Here is a 19,332-nt window from a genome sequence, read left to right as displayed (position 1 = left end):
TTCTAACGCATTTCTTGATGCAGTTTCATTAAATTGTTTTGGAAAAATTGAATTTCTTCACTTGAGAAATTCTTTAACACTTCCTCCAAATACCTTTGACGCTTTTTAATTACTTCATCTATGATTCTCTCGCCTTCTTCGAGCAAGTGAATTCTCACTACACGGCGATCACTCGGATCCTTTACTCGGATGACGAGCATATTTTTCTCCATCCGATCAACCAGGTCGGTAGTAGTGCTGCATGCCAGATACATTTTATTAGAAAGCTCACCGATGGTCATATCGCCATCTTCAAAAAGCCACTGCAATGCAACAAACTGCGGTGGAGTAATTTTATAATTACTTAACATTTCTCTACCCTTTTGCTTAATAATCCCGGATATGTAGCGTAAATCTTTTTCAATATTAGCGACAACATCCCCATTAACTCTTTGTATATTTTCGAGTTCCATCTATTAAACACCCCTATAATAGGCCTTCCCCTCAAGACCATTTCTTGCATAAAAATATATTTATTCCAGCTGATTGTCTTAAAGCTTTTCTCTTATTTTCTACTTTTTTCGTCAAAATTTCAAGCGGAATCTTCCCTTACAAATTATGAACCGGCCTCCCATAAGGATGCCGGTCGTGATTAAAGTTCTAGCTCTCCCATACGAAGGAGCTCTACAACTGCTTGTGAACGCCCCTTTACACCAAGCTTTTGCATAGCATTTGAAATATGGTTTCGAACTGTTTTTTCGCTTATAAATAATTCACCAGCGATTTCCTTCGTTGTTTTGTCTTGTACTAACAGTTCGAATACTTCTCTTTCACGTTTGGTGAGTAACGGCTTGTGAGTATAATCATTCTCCTTCAAGTATTGTGACCCTCCTTGCCTTCGCCAGTTATGAACCGTGGGGTGGGTATATATTTAGTCACCATATCATATGTGAACGATACATATGAAGTGACTATATTTGCTTCCGGGAGAGTGAATTTGTTAAAAAAATGTTCCTTTTTAAAAATTAATTTTATTTATGGTCCTAAATTGCTAATTCCATTATTGCTGACAAAAAATAAAAAGTCCCTAACAATGTACAGGAACTTTTAAGCAGTCGAATTTTATTTAGGCTTAGCGTATATTATATACCTTTTTGGAGCGTTTCCTACATAATAAAATGGATAACAAGTGGATAAAATTAATTCTTCTTGTTTGTGTTGTAAGGTAATGATACTAGTATCATTAGAATCAACAATTTTTGTACGGGTAATTATATATATGAATGACCCGTAAGGCATGCTCACTTCTAATGTATCACCGATTTTCAACTCCCCTAAATGGCGAAAAACAGTATCTCTGTGTCCGGATAACACAATCTGCCCGTGGTCATTGGGAAAAAAAGAGCCTTTATAATGGCCTACACCTTTTTTAAGATCGTCTGAATTTGTACCTTCTACAATAGCTAATTCCGCATTAATCTTTGGAATGGTCAAAAGACCTACAGAATCACCAAAACTTGGAGGTTTACTTTTTTTTTCGGTTTTTTTAACATCTTTATTTTGCGAGTAATTCACCGGCTTTCGAGCTATTACTTCCTTCGCTTTTTTAAGAGAAGCCGAGGTTTGAATATCCGTATCAGCGATTTGCCAGATTCCAATACCTAATATGATTAAGCCAACAAAAATGATTATAAGAGGCAACCTTGATTTCACCTTTTCATACCATCCTTTTCTATCGATCATTAAGAAGACGTCCTGCTTTACTTTGAGACCGATACTAATAACACTGTATTTCCATATTAAATTCACAAATACACTGTAACATAAATTCCCCCTCATAAAGATAAAAACCTTCTTTTCCACTATCGAAAAGAAGGTTTTTTAATTTACTAACTATGGTCACTTCCGAAGAAGTTTCTAAATGCTTGGATGGTCGTATCACGGTTTAACGCGGCAATTGAGGTAGTCAATGGAATACCTTTTGGACAGGATTGGACACAGTTTTGTGAGTTCCCGCAATTGGCGAGACCACCGTCACCCATAATTGCTGCTAAACGTTCAGCCTTATTCATTGCCCCGGTTGGATGTGCATTGAAAAGACGAACTTGGGAAAGCGGCTGGGCACCAATAAAGTTTGATTTGCTATTAACATTAGGGCAAGCCTCAAGGCAAACACCGCATGTCATACATTTAGAAAGCTCATACGCCCATTGACGTTTTGTCTCAGGCATACGCGGTCCAGGTCCTAAGTCATACGTTCCATCGATTGGAATCCACGCTTTCACTTTCTTTAAGGCATCAAACATTCTGCTGCGGTCCACTTGAAGGTCACGGACAACCGGGAATGTACTCATTGGTGCTAATCGGATCGGCTGTTCAAGTTGATCTACAAGTGCCGAACAAGATTGTCGCGGTTTGCCATTGATAACCATAGAGCAAGCACCGCAAACTTCTTCCAGACAGTTCATATCCCATGTGATTGGAGTTGAAGCTTGTCCTTTTACATTGACAGGGTTTCTACGAACTTCCATTAAAGCCGAAATAACGTTCATTCCCGGGCGATATGGAACTTCAAATTCCTCCTCATAAGGGGCAGAATTTTCGTTATCCTGACGTTGAATAATAAATTTAACTGTTTTATTTTCAGCCATTTTTTCCTACTCCCCTTTCTTCTAATGCTTTGTAGTGTAATCTCGCTTCCGTGGCTTTAGTAAGGATATATCTACATCCTCATAATGGAAAGCTGGAGCAGTTTTAGAATCGACAAATTTTGCCATTGTGGTTTTTAAGAATTCCTCATCATTACGTTCAGGGAAATCAGGTTTATAATGAGCACCACGGCTCTCATTACGATTGTATGCACCAATCGTAATAACACGTGCCAATTGAAGCATGTTTTGTAATTGCCTTGTAAAAGCAGCCCCTTGGTTGCTCCATTTAGATGTATCATTAATGTTAATGTTTTGGTAACGCTCCAAGAGTTCTTGAATCTTTTCATCAGTCTTTAATAGCCTGTCATTGTAGCGGACAACTGTAACATTATCTGTCATCCATTCGCCAAGCTCTTTATGAAGAACATAAGCATTTTCAGTTCCATTTAAGGACAAAATGGAGTTCCATTTTTCTTCCTGTTCTTTCACATGACGATCGAAAACAGAAGATGGTACCGCTTCTGTACTCTTTTCAAGTCCGTCGATATATTTTATCGCATTTGGCCCCGCAACCATTCCTCCGAATACCGCTGAAAGCAATGAATTTGCACCAAGTCGGTTCGCACCGTGCTGAGAATAATCACATTCTCCGGCAGCAAAAAGACCCGGAATATTAGTCATCTGGTCATAATCAACCCATAGTCCGCCCATTGAATAGTGAACAGCAGGGAATATTTTCATTGGAACTTTTCGAGGGTCATCACCCACGAATTTTTCATAAATCTCAATAATTCCGCCAAGTTTTACATCCAATTCGTGCGGATCCTTGTGGGATAAATCAAGGAAAACCATGTTTTCGCCATTAACTCCCAATTTTTGATTGACACAAACATCAAAAATTTCACGTGTGGCAATATCACGTGGTACAAGGTTCCCGTAAGCGGGATATTTCTCTTCCAGGAAGTACCATGGTTTACCGTCTTTATATGTCCACACACGTCCGCCTTCACCACGTGCAGATTCACTCATTAAGCGAAGTTTATCATCACCCGGTATGGCAGTAGGATGGATTTGAATCATTTCGCCGTTAGCATAATAAGCACCCTGCTGATATACGATAGATGCTGCAGAACCCGTATTAATAACGGAATTCGTGGACTTTCCAAAAATAATACCGGGTCCGCCGGTAGCCATGATAACAGCATCCGCGGTAAATGATCTTATTTCCATCGTTTTCAAGTCCTGAGCAACAATTCCACGGCATACGCCTTCATCATCCACTACTGCTCCTAAGAATTCCCAGCCTTCATACTTTGTAACCAAACCATCTACTTCATGACGGCGAACTTGCTCATCTAATGCATATAATAATTGTTGACCGGTTGTTGCACCTGCAAAAGCAGTACGGTGATGCTGGGTGCCGCCGAAACGGCGGAAGTCTAATAACCCTTCAGGTGTACGGTTAAACATAACACCCATCCGGTCAAATAAATTAATAATAAACGGTGCAGCATCGCACATTGCTTTAACAGGAGGCTGATTCGCTAGGAAGTCGCCGCCATAAATCGTATCGTCAAAGTGAATCCATGGGGAATCCCCTTCACCTTTTGTATTTACAGCTCCATTAATACCGCCTTGGGCACAAACAGAGTGAGAACGTTTAACCGGTACTAGAGAAAACAATTCGACCGGTGTTCCATGTTCTGCAACCTTGATGGTTGCCATTAAGCCGGCTAAACCGCCGCCGACAATGATCACCTTACCTTTACTCATCGTGACTCACTCCCTTAATCCAAAAATCCAAAATTTTTTCGTTTGACAAATTCATCAGTTATTAAACAAAAGCTACAAGTGCTTGGATTCCAATTATGGACAGTAGCACGAAAATTACAATTGTCACGTATGTAGAAATTACTTGAGAACGTGGTGTTACTGTAATTCCCCAGCTTACCATGAAAGACCATAACCCGTTTGAAAAGTGGAAAATGGCTGAAAGAATTCCAACCAAATAGAAACCAAACATGAAAGGTGAAGACAAAATATTTTGCATCATTTGGAAGTTAAGTGCTGTTCCAAATGCCATAGCAATACGTGTTTCCCAAACATGCCATGCCAAAAAGATAAGTGTTATTACACCTGTTACACGCTGCAGCAGGAACATCCAGTTTCTAAAAAAACCATATCTGCTTGCATTGTTTTTAGCAGTAAAAGCAATATACAGTCCATAGATTGCATGAAATAATAATGGTAAGAAAATTAATACAATTTCTAGGACGTTCAGATACGGTAGACTCTCCATGAAATTTGCTGCCTTGTTAAAGGATTCTACTCCCCCTGTTGCATAATGGTTGACTGTAAGGTGCACAATCAGAAAAAAACCAATTGGAATAACTCCCAGCAATGAATGCCATCTTCGATAAATAAACTCTCGATTACCCGCCATTATATACCCCCCTTTAATTTGTAAGCATGATGTTAAGTTTTTTCCTTTTATCTTCCGTTTTCAAAAGTTATGATAAACCTAGCATCACTGTGACAATTATGTGACATGTCCATTTTACTCCCATCGACATATAGCGTCAAGAAAACGTATACAGAAAAGTATTTATTAAAATAAACTATTTTAAATATATTGATATTATAAAAGATTGGTAAAATCACTAGGCACAAGGCGTTTTATAATTGAAAGAAAGTCCAATAATGATACAATTTTTTACCAGAATCTATAAAGAAAAATTTCTTCTTTTAATGGGCAACATAAGTATAATGATAAACATAATAAAATATTGTAACATAACAAAGTTTCATTCATTTCTTTTTGATTTGTCGAAAAAACTGTAATGAAATAAAAAACAAATTGTATATAATAGAATGATAGAAAGAGGGGAGACTTTTGAAAGATAGTACTGTAATAGAACGTGATATCAATTCAGATGAATCAAGAACTGTTTCAATTTTTGGTTATGAATTAATCAGGGAAACCGTTTTGCCTGAGATTCTGGGCAAAGATACCCCGGAAATCCTGTACTGGGCCGGCAAACGACTGGCGAGAAAATATCCTTTGCATACTTATGATGAAATTATTGAATTTTTCTCCTCAGCCTCTTGGGGCCAATTAGAGATTAAAAGTGAAAATAAGGATGAAATGGAATTTGAGCTAATGAGCCCTCTCATAGTATCGCGGGTAAAATCGAAAGCCGAGCATTTTTTTCAACTGGAAGCCGGGTTTTTAGCCCAACAAATTGAACTCCAAAAAGAGGTCATTGCCGAAACCTTTGAACATCCTGTCAAAAAATCCAATAAAGTCCAATTCACCGTCAAATGGGATAAAAAAGATCAAATCTAAAAGGATAAAAGCTTTCATAGGAAAATTGACTCTCCCTATGAAAGCTTTTCTTTTTTTGTTTATCCACCCAAGGTGGACATTTCCCGAAAATGTCCACCAACGGTGTCAGGCACCTTGTGAAAGTCCGAACGCTTCATGCAGGGCTTCGACTGCTTTAAGCATGTTTTTTTCTTCGACGACGGCTGATACTTTGATTTCTGAAGTGCTGACCATTTTTACTTGGATATCGTTTGCTGCAAGGACTTCAAACATTCTTGCCGCTACCCCCGGATTGGAGATCATTCCTGAGCCGACAATAGATACTTTAGCTAGTTTGTTTTCGGCATCAAGTTGGTCATAGTTCAATGATTCTTTATTATCTTCAAGTACACGTAAGGTTTCCATTAAATCTTCCGTTTTAATAGAGAAGGAAAGATTTGCTGTTTCTGCTTCTGTTGTACTTTGAATGATAATGTCTACGTTGATATGATTATGAGCTAATGTTGTAAAAATTGTTGATAGGCTGGTTAATGAATTTGTTAAGCCTAATACGGTAACTTTAGTAATTTCTTCTTCAAATGCGACTCCACGGACAACTAAATTTTGTTCCATTGTTGCTTCCCCCTCAATGACTGTTCCTTCAATTTTCTCCATGCTTGAGCGAACCTCAAGCCGAACATTATAATTTTTAGCAAACTCAACTGCCCTCGGATGTAACACCCCTGCACCCAAATTGGCAAGCTCAAGCATTTCATCATAGGAGACAGATAATAGTTTACGTGCATTTTTGATATACCTTGGGTCTGTTGTGAAAACCCCGGTCACATCGGTATAGATATCGCACTTATCTGCTTTTAATGCCGCCGCTAAAGCTACTGCAGTTGTGTCGGAGCCGCCACGGCCAAGAGTGGTAATTTCACCATTTTCAGTGATTCCCTGGAAGCCGGCAACAATTACAACCTTCCCGGCCGATAACTCACTCTCAATTGCCTCAGTATTTATTTTCGTAATTCGGGCATTTCCGTGAATTGGTTCTGTGATGATTCCTGCCTGCCAGCCTGTAAAAGAAACGGCACCCAATCCTTTTTGATTTAAAGCCATTGACAACAAGGCAATTGTCACCTGTTCCCCGGTCGTTAAAAGCATATCCATTTCCCTTTTATTAGGCTGAGGGGAAATTTCTTTTGCCAGATTGACGAGTTGGTCTGTTGATTTTCCCATCGCTGAAACGACGACAACAACATTGTTGCCTTTTTCCGTTTCTTGCCTTACACATTCAGCTACATTTAAAATTCTTTCAACACTTCCAACGGAAGTTCCACCGAATTTTTGAACTATTAATCCCATTGTTTCCCCTTCTTTCAATTGATGCTAAACTTTAGTTTTCTCTAAAAAACAAAAAAAGCAATGAGAAGGCATCTCATTGCTTGAATAACACAAAAAAAATTTGTGCAGACAATGTAAGATAGCTCTCCAAGACATACGTCCTGACAATCCGGCATTTATTCAATACAGGACCAGCAAAGAAAGAAATGAGACTCTCTCCACTTCGGCGAACATTCCCTTTCAAAGTTCTTCATTGAAGCTCATCCTTCTCAGAACCTTTACTCTTGAAGCTCGCACCTCTACCTTCACTTTAACACTTAAAAGTGATAGTAAATTAAATTTTCATTCATTATAGCATAGCCATTTTTTTCTGACAATCACTCTGTACGAAGTTTGTTGATTAATTCTTCTGCTACATTGGCAGGGATTCCAATTGCCGTAAACTCCTCGATACCTGCTTCCTTCATTTTTTTCACTGAGCCAAAATGTTTTAATAATAATTTTTTTCGTTTTTCGCCAATTCCAGGAATATCATCCAGAAGGGATTGAAAAGCACTTTTCCCGCGAATTTGACGATGAAACGTAATCGCAAATCGGTGGACTTCATCCTGAATTCTTTGCAGCAAATAAAATTCCTGGCTGTTTCTTGCCAGCGGAACAATTTCCAATGGATTACCGTAAAGCAATTGTGATGTTCGGTGTTTTTCATCTTTTACAAGTCCTGATAATGGTATGTCCAAACCCAGTTCATTCTCCAAAACATCTCTTACAGCCTCAACATGCCCTTTGCCGCCGTCAATAATAATTAAATCCGGAAGCGGAAGGTTTTCCTTCAAAGCGCGAGAGTACCTTCTTCTCGTCACTTCCCTCATTGATTCATAATCATCGGGCCCCTGTACTGATTTAATTTTATACTTCCGGTATTCCCGTTTATTTGCCTTACCGTCAATAAAAACAACCATAGCCGAAACAGGGTCCGTACCCTGAATATTGGAATTATCAAATGCCTCGATCCGATGCGGGGTATAAATACCAAGCAGGTTTCCTAACGTTTCAATCGCCTTCGTTGTTCTTTCTTCATCTTTTTCAATCAGCGAAAATTTCTCATTCAAAGCAATCTTCGCATTTTTGATAGCCATTTTAACGAGGTCCTTTTTCTGTCCGCGCTGCGGCTTTAGCACCTTTATCTCAAGAAGCTGTTCCGCCAAATTCAAATCAATTTCATCCTGAATAAGGATCTCTTTTGGTTTAAAATGATTCGGTTTCGTATAAAACTGTCCCAAGAAGGTTAAAATTTCTTCCTCAGGCTCATTATAAATTGGAAAAGTTGAAACATCTCTTTCAATGAGTTTTCCTTGACGGACAAAAAAGACCTGGACACACATCCACCCTTTATCAACCGCATACCCAAAGACATCTCGATCGGTAAAATCCGTCATTGTTATTTTTTGCTTCTCCATAATTGTTTCAATATGGATGATTTTATCGCGAAAATCCTTGGCTCTCTCAAAATCTAACTCTTCTGCCGCACTGTTCATTTTTTCAGTAAGCTCTTTTTTTATTTCTTTATAACCGCCATTTAAAAACCGGCTAATTTCATCGGTCATTTGTTTATATTGGTCTTCATGTACTTCATTTACACATGGAGCGAGGCATTGCCCTAAATGGTAATACAAACACACCCTATCCGGAAGGGTTGCACATTTGCGTAACGGATAAATTCGGTCCAACAGCTTTTTTGTCTCGTTGGCAGCCCCAACGTTCGGGTAAGGACCAAAATATTTGCCTTTATCTTTTTTCACTTTTCTTGTGATGATCAGCTTTGGATGTCTTTCTGCGGTAAGCTTTATAAACGGATAGCTTTTGTCATCCTTAAGCATGATATTATATTTTGGATCGAATTTCTTAATTAAATTTAATTCAAGTATGAGCGCTTCAATATTCGAAGAGGTGACAATATATTCAAAGTCTTCGATCTCATTTACAAGCCGTAAGGTTTTACCATCGTGTGAACCGGTGAAATAAGAACGCACACGATTTTTTAATACCTTTGCTTTCCCCACATAAATAATCGTCCCCTGACGGTCTTTCATTAAATAGCAGCCAGGTTGATCAGGTAACAGTGTTAGCTTTTGCTTGATTGTTTCATTCATTCCGGCCAACCCACTCCGTCCAAGTTTTTTATGTTTATCTTTAAAAATTTTAAAACAAACCGGTTGGAAAGGAAAGTACTCTATACTGGAAAATAAAAAACCTTAACCGGTAGTATTTCGGCTAAGGTTTTAATTTCCTTAATAGATTACACGTGTTTTTCTAAAACACCTGCTAATGCTTCTTTTGGCTGGAAGCCGACTACTTTATCAACGACTTCGCCATTTTTGAAAACTAATAATGTAGGGATACTCATAACACCGTATTTTGCAGCGGTTTCTTGATTCTCATCCACATCTAATTTAACAATTTTAACTTTTTCTCCCATTTCCGAGTCAAGTTCATCAAGAACTGGAGCTATCATTTTACAAGGTCCGCACCATGGTGCCCAGAAATCTGCAAGTACAAGGCCTGAACCTGTTTCAGCAGAGAAATTTTGATCTGTTACGTGTGAAATAGCCATTTATTATGACCTCCTTAATTTATTACTGAAATACTACCGAAAGTATAACATCGTTTGAAAAATCATGCTAATTATTTGATCGACATGAAATTTCTCCCAAATTCCAAGCAAAAAAGCGAGCAGAACAAACCCGCTCGCCTCCGCTTTTCTTATTATGAGTGAACTTTTAATTTTTTAAACTCCTCAGTTAACAAAGGTACTACTTCAAAAAGATCACCAACGATTCCATAGTCAGCAACTTTAAAGATATTTGCTTCAGGATCTTTATTGATAGCAACAATGACTTTAGAGTTGGACATTCCCGCTAAATGCTGAATCGCACCGGAAATTCCACAGGCAATGTACAGATCAGGAGTTACAACCTTACCGGTTTGGCCGATTTGCAAGGAGTAATCACAATAATCAGCATCACATGCACCACGGGAAGCTCCAACGGCACCTCCCAAAACTTGTGCTAATTCTTTTAATGGTTCAAATCCTTCTGCACTTTTCACACCGCGTCCACCCGAGATTACCACTTTTGCTTCACTAAGATCTACGCCTTCACTCGCTTTGCGAACAACCTCTTTAATTATCGTACGAAGATCTTTGATTTCAACTGTTAGGGATGTCACTTCACCTGTTTTGCTTTCATCTTTTTGCAGCGGAGCAATATTGTTAGGTCGAACTGTTGCAAAAATTAAACCGTCCGTAACAATCTTCTTTTCGAATGCTTTTCCGGAATAGATTGGTCTTGTAAAAACGATATTTCCTCCTGCTTCTTCAACAGCTGTTGCATCGGAAATAAGACCTGATGAAAGTTTTCCTGCAATTCGTGGCGATAAGTCTTTACCAAGTGCTGTATGCCCTAAAACCAGTCCTTCCGGCTTTTCCTGATCAATAACTGCCAGCAGTGCTTGAGAAAAGCCATCTGATGTATATTGGTTTAATTTTTCATCTTCTACCACAACGACACGATCTGCACCATATTGGATTAATTCCGCCGCTAAAGCGCTTACAGTTTGGCCAACCAAAACTCCTACTACTTCTCCGCCCTCTGCCACTGTTTTTCCTGCAGCAATCGCTTCGAAAGAAACGTTACGTAACGATCCGTCACGGACTTCTCCTAATACCAATACTTTTCTAGACATTCCATTTACCTCCTGCAAACATTTTTGTAAAAAACCGATTAAATTACTTTTGCTTCAGTATGAAGAAGTTGAACTAGTTCCTTTACTTGATCAGTTAGATCGCCTGCTAAAACTTTCCCGGCTTCTTTTTTAGGCGGCAAATAAATTTCAATTGTTTTCGTTTTTGCTTCTACATCATCTTCTTCAAGATCGAGATCATCCAATTCCAGTTCATCGAGGGGCTTTTTCTTCGCTTTCATAATCCCCGGAAGAGAAGGGTAGCGTGGCTCATTTAGTCCTTGTTGAGCGGTCACTAATAAGGGAAGACTTGTTTCAATTACTTCAGAATCCCCTTCAACGTCGCGGGTAACAGTAACCTTGCTGCCATCAATTTCAAGCTTTGTGATTGTTGTAACGTAAGGAATATTAAGCAGCTCTGCCACACGCGGACCAACTTGTCCTGAACCGCCATCAATTGCAACGTTACCGCCTAAAATCAAATCAACGTCCTTATCCTTTAAAAATTCAGCAAGTATTTTTGCTGTTGTAAATTGATCACCATTTTCAACTTCATCTTCTATATTAATAAGGACTGCTTTATCGGCTCCCATTGCAAGCGCAGTGCGCAATTGCTTTTCAGTTTCCTCGTTTCCAACGGAAACTACAGTTACTTCCCCGCCATTGGCATCTCGAACTTGGATTGCTTCTTCAACAGCATACTCATCATAAGGATTGATAATAAACTCTGCTCCATCCTCATTGATTTTCCCACCGGAAATGGAGATTTTTTCTTCAGTATCAAAGGTTCTCTTCATTAACACATAAATGTTCATGGTTTCCCTCCTAAAATTTCGAGCATTCGCTCAGTTTGAAAGATTAAGAAAATTTTTTCGGAAAAATTTTTATATAAATTTACCAAAAGCAGTAACCCGCCACGGTTAATTTATTCACCTTTAAAATGAGGCTCACGTTTTTCAATAAAGGCTTGAATGCCTTCTTTACCATCTTTTGACATGAATACTTCACCAAATAGTTCAGCCTCTTTGGCTGTACCTGCATAGAACTCTTCAGTCTTTGCATAGTTTAATAATATTATAGCAGCACGTAAAGAACCATGGCTTTTCTTGGCAATTTTCCCTGCAAGCTTATAGGCCTGATTTAATACTTCATTTTCCGGATAGGCATGGTTGGCTAATCCGAATTGAACTGCTTCTACCCCTGTAATTGGCTCGGCAGTAAACAGCATTACCGCTGCTCTTGCAACACCAACATATTTTGGCAATCGCTGTGTGCCAGCAAAGCCGGGAATTAATCCAAGCTGTAATTCAGGCAGGCCAAGTTTAGCGGTTTCACTCACAAGGCGGATGTGACAGGCCATTGCCAGCTCAAGACCGCCGCCTAAAGCAGCCCCATGAATAGCAGCGATAATTGGGATCGAAAATTTTTCCATGCGATCAAACAAATCCTGCCCAAACTTTCCAAGGCTAGAAAAGCCATCTGATGATGAAATCGTAGTAAATTCTTTAATATCTGCCCCGGCTGAGAAAAAGCGGCCTTCCCCATGAATAACGATCACTTTTAGCTCCCGATTGGATTCAATTTCATCAAGCACTGCTGACAATTCCCTAATTAAACCTGTTGAAAGGGCATTCGCCGGCGGCCGCGCAATCGTAATCGTGGCAATTTTGTCCTGATGGGACCAATTTAAAAATTCCAAATTAACTCCTCCTGTCATAAAATGCTACCTATCCCTGCTTCTACAGCCATTAATCAATAATCGATGAACCGAAGAGGCAAGTGCATTCAAATCATACCTTTCCTCATTCATCACCCAGGATGTCACGGTTTCATCAATCGTGCCAAAAATCATTTGCCGGGCGAGGCGAACATCGAGATCGCTTGAAAACTCTCCAGTCTCTTTACCTTCAATCAGGATACGATCAATAACTGATAAATACCCTTTTAGAATGTCATTTATCTTTAAACGGAGCTCTTTATTTGATTGACGTATTTCAAGCTGGGTCACGATAGCAAGGTGATGGTCCGCAGAAAGCAGTTTAAAATGAGTTTCAATCAACATTAATAACTTCTCTGCCGCGGTCTCTTTTCCTGCTAATTTCTCATTAATTTTTTCAACAAAATTCCCCATTTTTTCTTCAAAGAGGGAAATTAGAATGTCTTCTTTGTTTTTAAAATAAAGATAGATGGTACCATCCGCTACACCTGCCTGTTTAGCAATTTTCGCTACTTGGGCTTGGTGGTAACCATTTTCAGCGATTGCTATGACCGCTGCATCAATGATTTGCATGTATTTCGGCTTATTTTTTTTCACTTAATGTCCCCCCCTTTGAAGATAGCTTCATTCATTATAAACACTAAAAATGAATGAATAATCATTCATGTTTTAATAATAATTTTTAAATGTGTTCCTGTCAAGAAATTCTGTGCGCACTTTTAATATTAATTCCTATCGCCTTTATAGACAAGCTTAACTCTTCAAAAATAAAGAGCCGAATATACGGCCACATAATGTTAGGCATGTTTAGAGCGGTCTTCTTCTATTTTTTTCAATTCTTCATCAACGAGCGTTCTTCGTAAAATTTTCCCTACCGCTGTTTTAGGTAATTCATTTCTAAATTCATAGATTCTCGGGGCTTTATAGGCTGCAAGATATTTTCTTGCAAATTCGTTCAATTCCTCTTCGGTAACGGTTGATCCTTTTTTTAACACAACATAGGCTTTTACCGTTTCCCCTCGATATGGATCGGGAACACCGGCAGCAATTACTTCTTGAACATCCGGATGTTCATACAAAACTTCTTCTATTTCTCTTGGATAAATATTATATCCTCCTGCGATAATCATATCTTTTTTACGATCCACTATATAAAAATATCCTTGCTCATCCATAAACCCAAGGTCGCCTGTTAACAGCCAGCCGTCCCGTAAGGTTTGAACTGTGTCTTCAGGGCGATTCCAATAGCCTTTCATAACCTGAGGTCCTTTTATGGCAATTTCACCGATTTCGCCTGTTGGCATATGTTCACCGGTGTCTAATGAGAAAATTGCTGCATTGGTATCAGGATAGGGAACACCAATACTGCCTTTTACCCTTGGACGGTCCCATAAGAAATTAGAGTGCGTAACAGGAGAGGACTCCGTTAAGCCATAGCCTTCCACTAATTTACCGCCGGTTATTTCTTCAAACTTTTGCTGAACTTCAACAGGGAGCGGAGCAGAACCACTAATACAGGCTTTAATCGAAGAAAGATCGTATTTTTTTAAATCCGGGTGGTTCAATAATCCAATATAGATCGTGGGTGCACCTGGAAAAAGGGAAGGGCGTTGCTTTTGAATCGTTTTTAAGGTTGTTTCAACATCAAATTTCGGTAATAAAATCATTTTTTGTGCTTGCATAACGGATAATATCAGTACCGTCGTCATCCCATAGACATGAAAAAATGGCAGAATTCCCAGCACCGATTCTTCTCCGGGTCTACATTTATATAGCCAAGCGCGACACATGGCCGCATTCGAAACAAGATTCTTGTGTGTTAGCATAACACCTTTCGGAAAGCCGGTCGTACCACCTGTATATTGCAAAAGTGCCAGATCTTCCTCAAAATCAAATTCATGTGCAGTTAATTTCACCGGCTTCCTTTTTATTATTTCTGAGAGTAAATGTGTGCTTCCTTCATGCTTTAACCTGACGACAAGTCCATATTGCTTTTTCTGAATAAAAGGATAAACCAGATTTTTGGGAAACGGTAAATAATCCTTGATTCCGCTTACAATAATATGCTGTAAATCTGTTTGCGGCATCACTTTAGATACGCGGGGATAAAGGATTTCAAGGGTGACAATCGCTTTTGCCCCGGAATCCTTCATTTGGTATTCCAGTTCCCGCTCCGTATACAGTGGATTTGTTTGAACAACAATGCCCCCAGCCATTAAAACTGCATAAAAGCTGACCACTGCCTGAGGTGTGTTTGGCAGCATGATTGCCACCGGGTCCCCTTTGGAAATACCTATTTTCTGAAGGTAACCGGCAAAAATAAGCGCCTCCTTATAAAGTTTTTTATAGGTAATTTCTTTTCCCAAAAAATGAATGGCGATTTTGTCCGGAAACTTTTCTGCTGCATTTACTAAGTATTGCTGAACCGGGTCTCGTGAGTATTCAAGTGTGGCCGGGATTTCATCAGGGTAATTATGAAGCCATGGTTTTAATTCAGACATTTTAACCCCCCTTTTTGAAATTTTAAAAAATTCTAATTTTTCTCCTTTATTATAATATAGGCTTATTTTTTAAACAATGCGCCAATTCAATGCTGTGTTATTAAAAAACCATCGCTGCAGAACAGCGATGGTCAGATTGTCGAGAAAGGGTATTTTTCTCTGCAATTTTTTATTTTGTCAGAATCTAAATACCAAATTTATTGATTCTCCCTGCTAATGTGCCTGTTGATTTCCGCTCCGGGCACTCGCTTTCCGCGGGGAGGTCCTGGAGCCTCCTCGGCGCTTTTGGCGCCTGCGGGGTCTCCAGTGACCTCTCTATCCCGCAAGAGTCGAGTGCCCTCCGCTCCAATCAACAGGGAGGCAAATCAACCTAAAGTATTGCAACACACTTTTTCTAACCTTGCTAAGTGTATTGCAATCTTTTTTATATTTTGGCAGGCTGCAGTTAGAAGAGCCTGTTCACTTGCATTCTTCAATCCCCGTAACCGGCAGTAGCGAAGCCCGTGCAGCTCTTTTGAGTCTGCGAAGCTTCGCTCAATTTTTTCCTTTCTAAATTTATAAAGCATTTTTGCCGATTTAGATAAGCGATTTAACCTTACCTTTTCCTTGTGCTCCTCCCATACATGTCGTGTTACCACTTTTACCTAATTTTTTGACCGTGTACATTAGGATAGAAGTGGGCAGTTCTGACATTTCTTCGAATCAGACTTGTATTCTCTTTTATCATATGTAAATTTCCATTTAGGGAATAAGCCATTAGTAGGGTGAAACCTTATATGAGCAATAACTCCAAAAATGTTACGATCAGATAGTCCCTTACAAATAGGGTTAGTGAGATAGCCTGAATCAAGTGCTACAGATTCTACATTAAATCCAAATCGACTTATTTTTTTATTTATTAGTTGAACTGAAGGTCTTTATTGAAAACACTCTGTTGATTGGCGCGGAAGGCACGAAGACTCCTGCGGGAGTACGGGGCAGGGGAGACCCCGCAGGAGCGAAGCGACGAGGAGGATTCCCCTCACGCCCGCGGAAAGCGAAGTGCCTGGAGCGCCAATCAACAGACATGTTGAAACCAATATACTAATAATATTATAACAAGTTAATGCGGTGAATTGTTAAAGTAATTGAATAAAATAAGAGGCTGTCGAGGGTTTTTCGACAGCCTGACCATCGCTGCAGAACAGCGATGGTTTTTGATTAAGAAAAAAACAACATATAAACCAAACCAATTAGCAAAAACAAGCCGCATAATCCGAGAAGTACTTTAGCTAACTTTTCCACTTCTTATTCTCCCCTTAAGAAATTCCTGCTCCAATCACATACGATAATCCGATGGAAATGACCATAGAAATTAGTCCTACTGCCCGATTATCATTTTGTATTTCCTCATCAATTTTAAATTTTGGAGTTAAAAATTCAAAGATAAAATACCCGGCTAGTAAAAGGACGAATCCAAAAATTCCCCAGCTAATCATCGTGAGTAATGTATTATGCAGCTGTATGGAATGTCGGAAAATATTCGCAATCCCAAATATTTTTCCTCCCGTTGCCATTGCTACCGCCAAGTTTCCTTTTTTGATTTCTTCCCAATTTTTATATTTCGTTACCACTTCAAAAACTGCTAAAAAGACAATCATACATAATATTACTACACTATAATAGGCAGCAATTTGAATATACTCATTCTCCCAAAACTGGTCCATTCCCTATTCTCCCCGAGCATTATTTAAACTCAACTACGGTAACGCCTGATCCACCCTCTCCGGCTTCTCCAAAGCGAATTTTTTTAACAGAACGGTGATTCCTTAAATATTCTTGAACCCCTTGCCTTAAAGCACCTGTGCCTTTTCCATGGATAATCGATACACGGGGATAACTTGATAGCAGGGCATCATCAATATATTTTTCCACTTTTAAAAGGGCATCTTCATATCTTTCCCCGCGTAAATCCAGCTCCAATTTAACGAATGAATCTCTGCCTTTTACAATCGCCATTGGCTTTGTTTCTACTTGTTTCGGAGTGCTGATATATTCCATGTCTTTTTCTTTAACCTTCATTTTCAAAATTCCAATCTGTACCTGCCATTCATTGGAGGATACTTTTTCAAGTAGAATTCCTTTTTGATCAAAGGTAAGTACTTTTACTTCATCACCCGGCATAAAGGTATGCTTCTTATTTTTCTTATTGATTAACTTCTCTGACTTCTTTATTTCCGGCGCCGCTTCTTGAAGACGCCTTTTTGCATTTATCAATTCATGCTCCTTTATTTCCGCATGCTTTTCCGTTCTCATTTTCCGGAGTTCCCGAATGACTTTTTCCGCTTCAGCTTTCGCCTCTTCAACAATTTCTGCTGCCTTTTCCGCAGCCTTTTCAAGCATTGAATCCTTGTTCTCATAAAAGTCAATCATTTGCTTTTGTAAGTCCTGATGAAGCTTTTCAGCCTGCTTTAAGTAATCACGGGCCTCCATTTGTTCGATTTCTGCCTGCCGTTTACTTTGTTCCAAGGAAGCGATCATTTGATCGATTTGGTTCGTATCCTCACTCACATGCGAACGGGCGGCTTGAATAACCCTTTCATTTAACCCTAATCGTTTCGAGATTTCAAAAGCATTACTTCGACCGGGTACTCCCAGTAACAGCTTATAGGTTGGGCTTAATGTCTCGACATCGAATTCGACACTGGCGTTTAGAACCCCTTCACGGTTATAGCCATAAGCTTTTAATTCAGGATAATGCGTTGTAGCAATGACCCTTGCCCCCCTGTTGTGCACTTCATCCAAAATCGAAATGGCTAACGCTGCACCTTCCTGCGGGTCAGTACCGGCACCAAGCTCATCAAACAAAACAAGGCTTTTAAAATCTACTTCATTTAAAATATCAACAATATTTACCATATGGGAGGAGAAGGTACTAAGACTCTGTTCAATTGATTGCTCATCACCAATATCGGCATACACAGCGTCAAAAACGGCCAGTTCCGAGCCGTCCAGTGCAGGTACTTGTAAACCTGCCTGTGCCATTAAAGAACATAGGCCAACTGTTTTTAATGTTACGGTTTTACCGCCTGTATTTGGACCGGTAATCACGATTGTCGTAAAGTCCTTCCCGAGTAAAATATCGTTTGCAACGACCTCTTCGATTGGAATTAATGGGTGTCTTGCTTTATAAAGAGCAATCCGGCCTTCATTATTCATTATCGGCATAGATGCTTTTATCCGACGGCTGAATCTCGCTTTTGCAAAAATAAAATCTAAATTGGCTAAGCAGGTGACAATCGTTTGCAATTCCGAATCATGTTCAGCCACTTTTGCCGACAACTCAGTCAAGATTCGCTCAATTTCAAGTTGTTCCTTTACACGAATCTCTTGCAATTGATTATTTAATTGGACAATTGCTTGCGGCTCAATAAATAAGGTTTGACCTGAAGCACTTTGGTCATGAATGATGCCGCCGTAATGGCTGCGGTATTCATGTTTTACCGGAATCACAAAGCGGTCATTTCGAATCGTAACGATCGCGTCTGATAACATTTTTTGCGCACTTGATGAGCGAATCATACTCTCTAACTTTTCCCGAACTCTTGCTTCATTGGACCTGAGCTGATGTCTTAATGATCGCAACAGATCACTGGCACCATCAAGAAGCTCGCCGCTTTCATCAATTGCATATTTAATTGACTGCTCCAGATTGGTAAGCGGAATCACTTGCTCTACTTGTTGTAATAAAATTGGAATGTCCGTTCTCTCATCCGCTAAATCTTCAATGAATCGTTTCATTTGCCTGCTTGCGTGAACGGTACTTGCAATTTGAACCAATTCATGCGGACTTAGCACACCGCCTATGACCGATCGTTTAATATGCGGACGGATATCATATATTCCTGAAAGCGGGACATTCCCTTTTATTCGTAAAACGGTTACCGCTTCATCTGTTTCTGCTTGCAGCTTTACTACTTCATCAAAATTTGTTGAAGGGATTAATTGTTTAATTTTTTCAATTCCTAGCGAGGATGCAGCATGCTCTAACAGCTGCTCCTTCACTTTCGTAAATTCTAATACCTTTAAGGCTCTTGCCTGCATGGAGAGAAC

The 19,332-nt window shown here is 39.4% G+C and carries 17 protein-coding genes, 1 pseudogene and 1 riboswitch; of the genes and pseudogenes, 1 reads left to right on the top strand and 17 read right to left on the bottom strand.

Annotated elements, in window-relative coordinates; translation table 11 throughout:
* Positions 1 to 2: 2 nt before the first annotated feature.
* The 6 genes from AC3ANV_RS06590 to AC3ANV_RS06565 all read right to left on the bottom strand — a co-directional run bounded on the left by AC3ANV_RS06590 (position 3) and on the right by AC3ANV_RS06565 (position 5,073).
* A complete protein-coding gene (locus AC3ANV_RS06590) occupies positions 3 to 452 on the bottom strand; it encodes a MarR family winged helix-turn-helix transcriptional regulator (RefSeq protein WP_488312840.1) in 450 nt (149 codons plus the stop codon).
* A 179-nt stretch (positions 453 to 631) separates the two neighbouring features.
* On the bottom strand, positions 632 to 856 hold the full coding sequence (gerE, locus tag AC3ANV_RS06585; protein ID WP_026572264.1) for a spore germination transcription factor GerE: 225 nt from the start codon (positions 854 to 856) through the stop codon (positions 632 to 634).
* 245 nt (positions 857 to 1,101) lie between these two features.
* Positions 1,102 to 1,722, bottom strand: a complete 621-nt coding sequence (locus AC3ANV_RS06580) for a class D sortase (protein WP_488312839.1) — start codon at positions 1,720 to 1,722, stop codon at positions 1,102 to 1,104.
* Between the two features lie 146 nt (positions 1,723 to 1,868).
* Complete coding sequence (gene sdhB, locus AC3ANV_RS06575) at positions 1,869 to 2,630, bottom strand: succinate dehydrogenase iron-sulfur subunit (protein WP_488312838.1); 762 nt, start codon at positions 2,628 to 2,630, stop codon at positions 1,869 to 1,871.
* A gap of 21 nt (positions 2,631 to 2,651) precedes the next feature.
* Positions 2,652 to 4,403, bottom strand: coding sequence for a succinate dehydrogenase flavoprotein subunit (gene sdhA / locus AC3ANV_RS06570; protein ID WP_488312837.1), 1,752 nt, complete (start codon positions 4,401 to 4,403; stop codon positions 2,652 to 2,654).
* Positions 4,404 to 4,464: 61 nt separating this feature from the next.
* The gene (locus tag AC3ANV_RS06565) at positions 4,465 to 5,073 is read right to left on the bottom strand and encodes a succinate dehydrogenase cytochrome b558 subunit (protein ID WP_488312836.1); all 609 of its coding nucleotides are present in this window, start codon (positions 5,071 to 5,073) and stop codon (positions 4,465 to 4,467) included.
* Between the two features lie 450 nt (positions 5,074 to 5,523).
* Here AC3ANV_RS06565 and AC3ANV_RS06560 point away from each other — a divergent pair, with 450 nt between their 5' ends.
* Positions 5,524 to 5,976, top strand: coding sequence for a YslB family protein (locus tag AC3ANV_RS06560; protein WP_488312835.1), 453 nt, complete (start codon positions 5,524 to 5,526; stop codon positions 5,974 to 5,976).
* Positions 5,977 to 6,081: 105 nt separating this feature from the next.
* Here the strand turns inward: AC3ANV_RS06560 and AC3ANV_RS06555 are convergent, their stop codons facing one another.
* From AC3ANV_RS06555 to AC3ANV_RS06505, 11 genes and pseudogenes are all read right to left on the bottom strand, one after another.
* On the bottom strand, positions 6,082 to 7,302 hold the full coding sequence (locus AC3ANV_RS06555; RefSeq protein ID WP_488312834.1) for an aspartate kinase: 1,221 nt from the start codon (positions 7,300 to 7,302) through the stop codon (positions 6,082 to 6,084).
* Positions 7,303 to 7,413: 111 nt separating this feature from the next.
* Positions 7,414 to 7,591: riboswitch (Lysine riboswitch) on the bottom strand.
* Between the two features lie 67 nt (positions 7,592 to 7,658).
* Complete coding sequence (gene uvrC / locus AC3ANV_RS06550; protein ID WP_488312833.1) at positions 7,659 to 9,434, bottom strand: excinuclease ABC subunit UvrC; 1,776 nt, start codon at positions 9,432 to 9,434, stop codon at positions 7,659 to 7,661.
* A 146-nt stretch (positions 9,435 to 9,580) separates the two neighbouring features.
* Positions 9,581 to 9,895, bottom strand: a complete 315-nt coding sequence (trxA, locus tag AC3ANV_RS06545) for a thioredoxin (RefSeq protein ID WP_488312832.1) — start codon at positions 9,893 to 9,895, stop codon at positions 9,581 to 9,583.
* 152 nt (positions 9,896 to 10,047) lie between these two features.
* The gene (locus AC3ANV_RS06540; protein WP_488312831.1) at positions 10,048 to 11,025 is read right to left on the bottom strand and encodes an electron transfer flavoprotein subunit alpha/FixB family protein; all 978 of its coding nucleotides are present in this window, start codon (positions 11,023 to 11,025) and stop codon (positions 10,048 to 10,050) included.
* Between the two features lie 38 nt (positions 11,026 to 11,063).
* Complete coding sequence (locus AC3ANV_RS06535; RefSeq protein ID WP_488312830.1) at positions 11,064 to 11,837, bottom strand: electron transfer flavoprotein subunit beta/FixA family protein; 774 nt, start codon at positions 11,835 to 11,837, stop codon at positions 11,064 to 11,066.
* A 110-nt stretch (positions 11,838 to 11,947) separates the two neighbouring features.
* Positions 11,948 to 12,721: an enoyl-CoA hydratase gene (locus AC3ANV_RS06530; protein WP_488312829.1), complete on the bottom strand. Its 774-nt coding sequence runs from the start codon at positions 12,719 to 12,721 to the stop codon at positions 11,948 to 11,950.
* Positions 12,722 to 12,745: 24 nt separating this feature from the next.
* Entirely contained in the window at positions 12,746 to 13,336 is a 591-nt protein-coding gene (gene fadR / locus AC3ANV_RS06525; RefSeq protein WP_488312828.1) for a fatty acid metabolism transcriptional regulator FadR, read from the bottom strand.
* A gap of 200 nt (positions 13,337 to 13,536) precedes the next feature.
* Positions 13,537 to 15,240: an AMP-binding protein gene (locus tag AC3ANV_RS06520; protein WP_488312827.1), complete on the bottom strand. Its 1,704-nt coding sequence runs from the start codon at positions 15,238 to 15,240 to the stop codon at positions 13,537 to 13,539.
* Between the two features lie 365 nt (positions 15,241 to 15,605).
* Positions 15,606 to 16,127 (bottom strand): annotated as a pseudogene (locus tag AC3ANV_RS06515) (transposase); the annotation flags it as partial.
* Positions 16,128 to 16,538: 411 nt separating this feature from the next.
* Positions 16,539 to 16,946 (bottom strand): DUF350 domain-containing protein, encoded by a 408-nt coding sequence (locus tag AC3ANV_RS06510; RefSeq protein ID WP_488312826.1) that lies wholly within the window; start codon positions 16,944 to 16,946, stop codon positions 16,539 to 16,541.
* 19 nt (positions 16,947 to 16,965) lie between these two features.
* Positions 16,966 to 19,323: an endonuclease MutS2 gene (locus tag AC3ANV_RS06505; protein WP_488312825.1), complete on the bottom strand. Its 2,358-nt coding sequence runs from the start codon at positions 19,321 to 19,323 to the stop codon at positions 16,966 to 16,968.
* Between the last annotated feature and the right edge of the window lie 9 nt (positions 19,324 to 19,332).

Source organism: Neobacillus sp. DFD-2R, assembly GCF_057747865.1.
This window is presented reverse-complemented; position numbering and strand designations above follow the sequence as displayed.

What these genes read in the sequence shown, in the direction of transcription:
- AC3ANV_RS06590 (WP_488312840.1), bottom strand. Translation starts at nt 452, where the DNA reads ATGGAACTCGAAAATATACAAAGAGTTAATGGGGATGTTGTCGCTAAT.
- AC3ANV_RS06580 (WP_488312839.1), bottom strand. Translation starts at nt 1,722, where the DNA reads ATGATCGATAGAAAAGGATGGTATGAAAAGGTGAAATCAAGGTTGCCT.
- sdhB (WP_488312838.1), bottom strand. Translation starts at nt 2,630, where the DNA reads ATGGCTGAAAATAAAACAGTTAAATTTATTATTCAACGTCAGGATAAC.
- sdhA (WP_488312837.1), bottom strand. Translation starts at nt 4,403, where the DNA reads ATGAGTAAAGGTAAGGTGATCATTGTCGGCGGCGGTTTAGCCGGCTTA.
- AC3ANV_RS06565 (WP_488312836.1), bottom strand. Translation starts at nt 5,073, where the DNA reads ATGGCGGGTAATCGAGAGTTTATTTATCGAAGATGGCATTCATTGCTG.
- AC3ANV_RS06555 (WP_488312834.1), bottom strand. Translation starts at nt 7,302, where the DNA reads ATGGGATTAATAGTTCAAAAATTCGGTGGAACTTCCGTTGGAAGTGTT.
- uvrC (WP_488312833.1), bottom strand. Translation starts at nt 9,434, where the DNA reads ATGAATGAAACAATCAAGCAAAAGCTAACACTGTTACCTGATCAACCT.
- trxA (WP_488312832.1), bottom strand. Translation starts at nt 9,895, where the DNA reads ATGGCTATTTCACACGTAACAGATCAAAATTTCTCTGCTGAAACAGGT.
- AC3ANV_RS06540 (WP_488312831.1), bottom strand. Translation starts at nt 11,025, where the DNA reads ATGTCTAGAAAAGTATTGGTATTAGGAGAAGTCCGTGACGGATCGTTA.
- AC3ANV_RS06535 (WP_488312830.1), bottom strand. Translation starts at nt 11,837, where the DNA reads ATGAACATTTATGTGTTAATGAAGAGAACCTTTGATACTGAAGAAAAA.
- AC3ANV_RS06520 (WP_488312827.1), bottom strand. Translation starts at nt 15,240, where the DNA reads ATGTCTGAATTAAAACCATGGCTTCATAATTACCCTGATGAAATCCCG.
- AC3ANV_RS06510 (WP_488312826.1), bottom strand. Translation starts at nt 16,946, where the DNA reads ATGGACCAGTTTTGGGAGAATGAGTATATTCAAATTGCTGCCTATTAT.
- AC3ANV_RS06505 (WP_488312825.1), bottom strand. Translation starts at nt 19,323, where the DNA reads ATGCAGGCAAGAGCCTTAAAGGTATTAGAATTTACGAAAGTGAAGGAG.